The sequence below is a fragment of the Agathobacter ruminis genome, from assembly GCF_002735305.1.
Taxonomy (GTDB): domain Bacteria; phylum Bacillota; class Clostridia; order Lachnospirales; family Lachnospiraceae; genus Roseburia; species Roseburia ruminis.
The window spans coordinates 21033-28016 of the sequence record NZ_PDYG01000023.1 but is presented as its reverse complement, the minus strand read 5'-3'; the positions used below and the strand labels follow the sequence as shown (position 1 = coordinate 28016).

The window sequence follows — 6984 nt, the reverse complement described above, 5'->3', positions numbered from 1 at the left end:
CATAAAAATACCGACCTCCAATCGTTAGATTTTTTGGTCTAACTTTTGGGGGTCGGTACAGACAGGCAGTTCCTTTTTTGCGTCTGTAATGATTTGATGATAAATCGATTTGATTATAAATTGAACTGGTTGACCACATCGTTCAGAGAACCTGCGATGATTTCCTGACTCTCGGACATCTCGGATACATCGCTGACATTTTCACTGACATTCTCGATGTTTTCCATGATATTTCCGCTGAGCTCAGTGGTCTCATTGGTTGCTTCGGCAATGCTTTGAACCGCACTGGTTACCTCTTCCATGATGCTGCGGATATTCAATGCCATTTCGGAGATCTGGTTTGAGGTGGATTCAATGGATTCCGCATCATCGCTGTACTGTTCCGCAACCACGATGAACTTGTTATAATCCGGCGCAACCGTATTTTGCAGGAAGCCCAACAGTTCCTGAGCTTCTCCGGAGAGGTTGTTGAATGCTTTCTGTACATCGCTGATGGTGTTTTGAATTTCGCCGACTGCTTCGGAAGTGCTTGTTGCCAGTCCGCCGATTTCGGTCGCAACAACGGCAAATCCGCGTCCGGCTTCACCTGCACGCGCTGCCTCGATGGAAGCGTTCAGGGAAAGCAGATTGATTTCTTCTGCAATATTGGAAATGACAGAAGCCATCTCACTGATGCTGGATACGATTTTTGCATTTTCCATAGAAACCTGCAACCGCTCTTCGAATTGTGTGGAAAGACTGGTTGCGGATTCGTATGCTTCCCGGCTGCTTCTTCCTACTTCTTCCGCACGCTCCTTGATTTCCTGTGCCATGGTCAGACTCTCGTTTGTCTCCGAGGTCAGCAGGTTGACATTGGATAATACTTCTTCCGTGGAGGCATTTACTTCTTCTGTCGCAGCGCTGGTGGTAATCATCGCGTTGTTGACATCATTCATATAACTTTGAATTTCCGCAAATTTGGTAGAGAGTGCTTCAGCAGCAGTGCGCAGGCGCTGGCTGGAACCGTCGATTTCTCCCGCCTTGTCCTTGATATTGGAGATGACATTGCGGTTGCTGTCAAACATGTGATTCAGAGAAGAACTCATATTGCCAAGCTCGTCGGAGGTCTTGACATCAATCGGATTGACTGTGAAATCACCGTTTGCAAGAGATCCGGCAAAAGCTTTTACCCTGATGATGCTCTTGGAAATACTTCTTACTTCCAAAAGAATGACGATTGCACACAGGATGACAAAGACTGCTGCGATTGCAATCAGAATATATGTCAGCTGTCGTACGGATTCCATCAATTCTGCCTCAGGCATCTGAATTCCAATGATCCATCCGGTTGCCGCAATCGAATGATAATACAGATTAATGGTTGCTCCGCTTTTGGTAAATGTGGTACTTCCGGAGTTATTTGCCATCATTTCAGCGCCGGCCTTGACGAGAGATGCATTTTCGTCATCAGCGATATTGGTGCCGTTGGAAATCAGTTCATTATCCACACCGGCAATATATACTCCGCTTCCGGAAATCATCATTCCGGTTCCGGATTTGCCGATTTTGATTTCATCTACAATACCTGTGATGGTTCCGAGTGAGATATCAACCGTTACACAACCGATCGCTTTCCCGTTGTCCATGATTGGCATGGAACAGGTGGCCATAACGGTGGCGCTGGTTGGATCGTAATAAGGATCCGTTATTTTTGCGGAATCAAAACTCATTGCATTGGTGTAATATTCCTGTGTGAAGTAATCATATTCCGCATTGCTGTAGTCCCAGGTGGTAGAGATGGATCCACCATCCCCCTTCATGACATACGGACCGAAATACTGCTGGGCGCTGTCATATGCGTATGGCTCGAACCACAAACCGCTTCCGAGAACAATATCATTGTCTGAAATAATCTCGGTCAGCATCTTCTCGTATTCTTCCCAAGAAGTATTCTTGTAGGTGGTTCCGACTACGCGGGAGATGACCGTTGCCATATTGGAAATCGTATTCAATTCCTGGGTCATTTTTCCTTCGGCGGCATTCAGCTCGGCAGACATCCGGTTTTGAATCTGCTCATTAATTGTGTTTCTGCTGGAAATGATACTGATGATTGTCAGTAATACGAGTGCTACCACAACAATAGGTACGATGGTGAGTAGCATTTTGGTGCTAATCTTTTTTACTTTCATAAAAAACCTCCATGTATCCCCTTTTTTGTGTTCCCAAAAGTCAATCTGCTAGCATAAAAAATTATAGCACATAAGTACTAAAAAATGAAGAAGTGTTCAGAAAAAATATTCATGACCTGCGAGTTGTGTGACAATAGCATATGATATCCGATTGACATATAGGTGTATGAAAATCATGCTTTTTGTATAGTGAAAATGCACAAGCGCGAGTGCAACGAATTGTGTTTATTTCACAAAATACACACATATAGAGTAAAAATTGTATGTCAACCGGTTGACATATCGGAGCCAAGGGGGTACGATACGGTTTGTAATAGTTAGGAACCAATTTTTCATAGGAGGGAAAGAAGGATGGAGCATCCATTACCATCTTGAACTCAAAAACCGAGATTCAGACACAGTTTGAGGAAATGGCAAAAGCGTATACGGAAAAGACCGGTGTAGAAGTGGAAGTCTACAATGCGGATACCGATACCACTGTTGCCTCCCAGGTGGCAACACGCTATGCGAGCAATGATCCTTATACCATTACAATGGTAGATGCAAAAGATATCTATGCGCTTGCGGACGAATATGCCTACGATCTCTCGAATGAGGACTGGGCAAGTCATACCAAACTTGGAATTACCGTAAATGGCAAGCTTGCAGGATTTCCGTTCTGTGTTGAGGCGAGAGGGTTGATTTACAATGCCGAGGCAATCGAAAAAATAACAGGGGAAGAATTTAAGCCGGAAAATTATGCAACACTTGATGCATTTAAAGGTCTGCTCGATCAGTTAAAAGCCGGCGGTATGGAGCAGCCGACAGCAATCTTAAGCGAGTACTGGTCACTTGGTGCACATTACTTTGCAGAAGTATATGAGCAGCAGAAAGATCCGGATGCATTTGTAAACGGACTGCTTGGCGGTACCGAAGATCTCGACAACAATGCAAAATTCAACGAGCTGATGGACACTTTTGATGTATTAAAAGAGTACAACTACATGAAGGGTTCAGCTGCTAATGCAGATCGTGAAGAGAGCTCTATGAAGCTTGCTGCAGGGGATGTTGCATTTATGTTCGGCGGCAACTGGGACTGGTCCGTGATTAAGGAATATGATCATAGCGATAAAATGGGAATTATGCCGGTTCCGGAAAATACAAGCGATAGCACAAATACCACACTGGTTGGTGGCGGAACCAAATATCTCTTTGTAGATGCTTCCGACAATACTTCGGATGAGCAGAGAAAAGCTGCGCTTGATTTCTTAAACTGGCTGGTAAGTGACGCAGACGGAAATGCATTCCTGACAGAGTCCTGCGCTCTGGTGCCTGCATTTGACCAGGTGACGGCGGATGCACTTGATCCACTTTCTACATCTGTAAAGGAATATGCAGATGCAGGATTGATTGCAACTTATGATTTCCTTCCGGATGATCATATGACAGTGGTCGGACAGGAAATTATGCAGAAATATCTTGACGATGCAATGAGCCGTGCTGAGATGGCTGCTGCTGTTGAGGAATATTTCAAATCTGCTACTCCAATTAAGCACTAAATGCTTGATGAAAATGACGAATGTTGCCCCGGGCTTATGCCCGGGGATATGAGGATATCATGATGAAGACAAACTCGCTTGGATATAAGGTAAGACAGTATTTATTATTCGCGGGCGTGACAACTTTTTTGTTTGTTGCGGTGGTGATCGTTCCGTTTTTCTACGGATTGTATCTGACATTTACACGATATGATGGGGTATCAACAAGCAAGCCGTTTGTGGGCTTGGACAATTATATTGCAGCATTTGGGGATACGGATTACTGGGTTTCGCTTGGCAGAACATTTGTGTTTTCCGCCATTGCGGTGGTACTGGTCAATCTGTTTGCATTTGTGCTTGCATATATGGTGACAACCGGAATTCGCGGACAGAATTTCTTCCGCGCCGGATTTTTTATTCCGAACCTGATCGGAGGAATTGTACTCGGTTATGTTTGGAAATTTGTGTTTAACAAGGCTTTGGTTCAGTTGTCCGATATGATTGGTTCCGGACATGCAAAGTCTTTACTTGCAACACCGACGGGGGCGATGGCAGCGCTGATTATCGTATCGGTCTGGCAATATGCCGGCTATATGATGCTGATTTATGTTGCCGGATTTATGAGTGTCTCCGAAGATGTCATTGAGGCGGCGAAAATTGATGGATGCACGGGAACGCAGTCCATTATACATATATCGATTCCGCTGATGACCGCTTCGTTTGTACAGTGCCTGTTTTTGACAATTACCAGATGTTTTATGGTCTACGATGTCAACTTCTCTTTGACGGGAGGAGATCCTTACGGAGACAGCGTACTGGCTGCAATGCATGTGTATAATACAGCATTTCAGGACAAGAAGTTCGGTCTGGGTCAGGCGGAAGCATTGATTTTATTCGTAGTCTGTGCGATTGTCGGCGGACTCCAGGTTTATGTAGGTAAGAAAGCGGAGGTGCAGGCATAATGGATCAAAACAGAAAAGCGGCCATTGCCAAAAAAGTCCGTCACGGGCTGATGATTCTGGCATTGCTGATATTATTTGTGATTGTGGTATTTCCGTTTGTACTGGTCTTGATCAATGCATTTAAGGTAAAAGCGGATATTACCGGAGACCCACTTCGGCTGATTGGAAAACATGGATTTACACTGGCAAATTTCGGGGCAGCGATGGAGAAGATGAATTTCTGGACCGTGTTTGGAAATTCTTTGATGATTACGAGCTGTGCCACGATTCTGACCATTTTCTTTTCATCCATGACAGCGCATTTGATCGTACGCAACAACTGGAAGGCAAACAAAATCCTGTTTGTTCTGATGGTCGCATCCATGGTGATTCCGTTCCAGGTTTTGATGATTCCTCTGGTATCACTTTATGGTGGAATATTCGGGGTCTTAAACCATCGTATTACCCTGATTCTCATGCATGTGGGATTCTCGGTTTCCATGGCGACATTTATGTTTCACGGAGCAATCAACACCAATGTGCCGATTTCGCTTGAGGAGGCTGCAACCATTGACGGCTGTACGAAATGGCAGACCTTCTGGCAGATTGGATTTCCAATATTAAAGCCGACCATCGCAACAGTTGCAATCATCGATGCAATGGCCTTTTGGAACGATTATCTGCTTCCGTCTCTGGTGCTTGGACGCAAAGAAATCTATACCATTCCAATTGCAACCAAAGTGTTCTACGGAACATATTCTACCGACACAGGACTGATTATGGCAGCCTTGTTGCTGGCAATGCTTCCGATATTGTTGCTGTATCTGTTTTTGCAGAGATATATCGTGGAGGGAATTACCGCCGGTGCAGTCAAATAGCGCAGGCGTAAATCATAGGAAATAAGTTTGAGGATATTATGAAGAAATTAGAAAACAAATGTATGCTGATTACCTATGCGGATTGCATGGGTGACAACCTAAAAGATTTGAAATGTGCGTTGGATCGCCACTTCCGTGAGGCAATTGGAGGAATCCATGTGCTGCCGTTTTTTCCTTCTTCGGGAGATCGCGGCTTTGCGCCGATGGATTATCATGTGGTAGATTCTGCATTCGGAGGATGGGACGAGATCGAGGCACTTTCAAAGGAATATTATCTGATGGCAGATTATATGATCAATCATATCTCTGCACACAGCGCATATTATCAGGATTTTTTGGCAAAGAAGGATGCGTCGAATTATCATGACCTCTTTATTCGATATAAAGACTTTTGGGAAAATGGAGAGCCGACCGACGAACAAATCGACCAAATATACAAACGCAAGCCACGCGCTCCTTATGTGGATGCACAGTTTGCGGACGGCACCACCGAAAAAGTATGGTGTACTTTTGACGAAGAGCAGATTGATATCAATGTAAACAGCAAGACTGCGCGTGATTTTATCACAGACAATCTGCGGACTCTTTGCGGGCATGGAATTGCACTGGTTCGACTGGATGCATTTGCATATGCAACGAAAAAGGCCGGAACCAGCTGCTTTTTCATCGAGCCGGATGTATGGGATCTGATGCATTTCTGCGAGGATGTTGTCAAAGATTACGGGGTTACACTGCTCCCGGAAATCCATGAACATTACACGATGCAGCAAAAGATTGAGCAGGCGGGCTATTATGTCTATGACTTTGCGCTTCCGATGCTGCTGATCAATGCTCTGTATTACGGGCAGAGCAGGTATTTGAAACACTGGTTGACCATCTGTCCGCGCAAACAGTTTACAACACTTGATACGCATGACGGAATCGGTGTGGTGGATGTCAAAGACCTTCTGCCGGATGATGAGATTGCGCGTACCAAGGAGGATATCTTCCAAAAAGGTGCAAATGTCAAGAAAGTCTATAATACAAAGGCTTATAACAATCTGGACATTTACCAGGTCAACTGCACCTATTATTCGGCATTGGGTGATGATGACGATGCATATCTTCTTGCAAGAGCGGTACAGTTTTTTGCACCGGGAATCCCGCAGGTTTATTATGTGGGAATGCTCGCTGGCAAAAACGATTTGAAACTTCTTGAGGAGACCAAGGTGGGACGCAATATCAACCGCCATTATTATTCATTGGAGGAAATCGATGAGGAAGTGAAGCGCCCAGTGGTACAAAAACTGCTTGATCTGATGAAATTCCGCAATACCCATCCGGCTTTTGACGGAGAATTTATCCTTGAGGAATCAAACGATGAGGAACTGGTAATCCTTCGTAAAAACGGAGATGATTTTGCCAGATTACATGCTAATTTCAAAACAAAAGAATTTTCAATCACTCACTCTTAGAAAACACTTTTTTTTGTATGCATTTT

At 44.5% G+C, this 6984-nt stretch carries 5 protein-coding genes; 4 read left to right on the top strand and 1 reads right to left on the bottom strand.

The window, feature by feature from the left end; all coding sequences use genetic code 11:
- Positions 1–113 precede the first annotated feature (113 nt).
- Positions 114–2168 carry a methyl-accepting chemotaxis protein gene (locus CSX02_RS05475; RefSeq protein WP_099385918.1) on the bottom strand — a complete coding sequence of 685 codons (2055 nt, stop codon included), beginning with the start codon at positions 2166–2168 and terminating at the stop codon, positions 114–116.
- A 371-nt stretch (positions 2169–2539) separates the two neighbouring features.
- On the opposite strand from CSX02_RS05475, the gene CSX02_RS05470 reads away from it, so the two are divergent.
- The 4 genes from CSX02_RS05470 to gtfA all read left to right on the top strand — a co-directional run bounded on the left by CSX02_RS05470 (position 2540) and on the right by gtfA (position 6958).
- Positions 2540–3706 carry an ABC transporter substrate-binding protein gene (locus tag CSX02_RS05470; RefSeq protein ID WP_242970422.1) on the top strand — a complete coding sequence of 389 codons (1167 nt, stop codon included), beginning with the start codon at positions 2540–2542 and terminating at the stop codon, positions 3704–3706.
- Positions 3707–3768: 62 nt separating this feature from the next.
- Positions 3769–4647, top strand: coding sequence for a carbohydrate ABC transporter permease (locus CSX02_RS05465; protein WP_031544999.1), 879 nt, complete (start codon positions 3769–3771; stop codon positions 4645–4647).
- On the top strand, positions 4647–5504 hold the full coding sequence (locus CSX02_RS05460; protein WP_099385917.1) for a carbohydrate ABC transporter permease: 858 nt from the start codon (positions 4647–4649) through the stop codon (positions 5502–5504). Before CSX02_RS05465 ends, CSX02_RS05460 begins: the two co-directional genes overlap by 1 nt.
- 38 nt (positions 5505–5542) lie before the next feature.
- Positions 5543–6958, top strand: a complete 1416-nt coding sequence (gene gtfA, locus CSX02_RS05455; protein ID WP_099385916.1) for a sucrose phosphorylase — start codon at positions 5543–5545, stop codon at positions 6956–6958.
- The last annotated feature ends 26 nt before the right edge of the window (positions 6959–6984 follow it).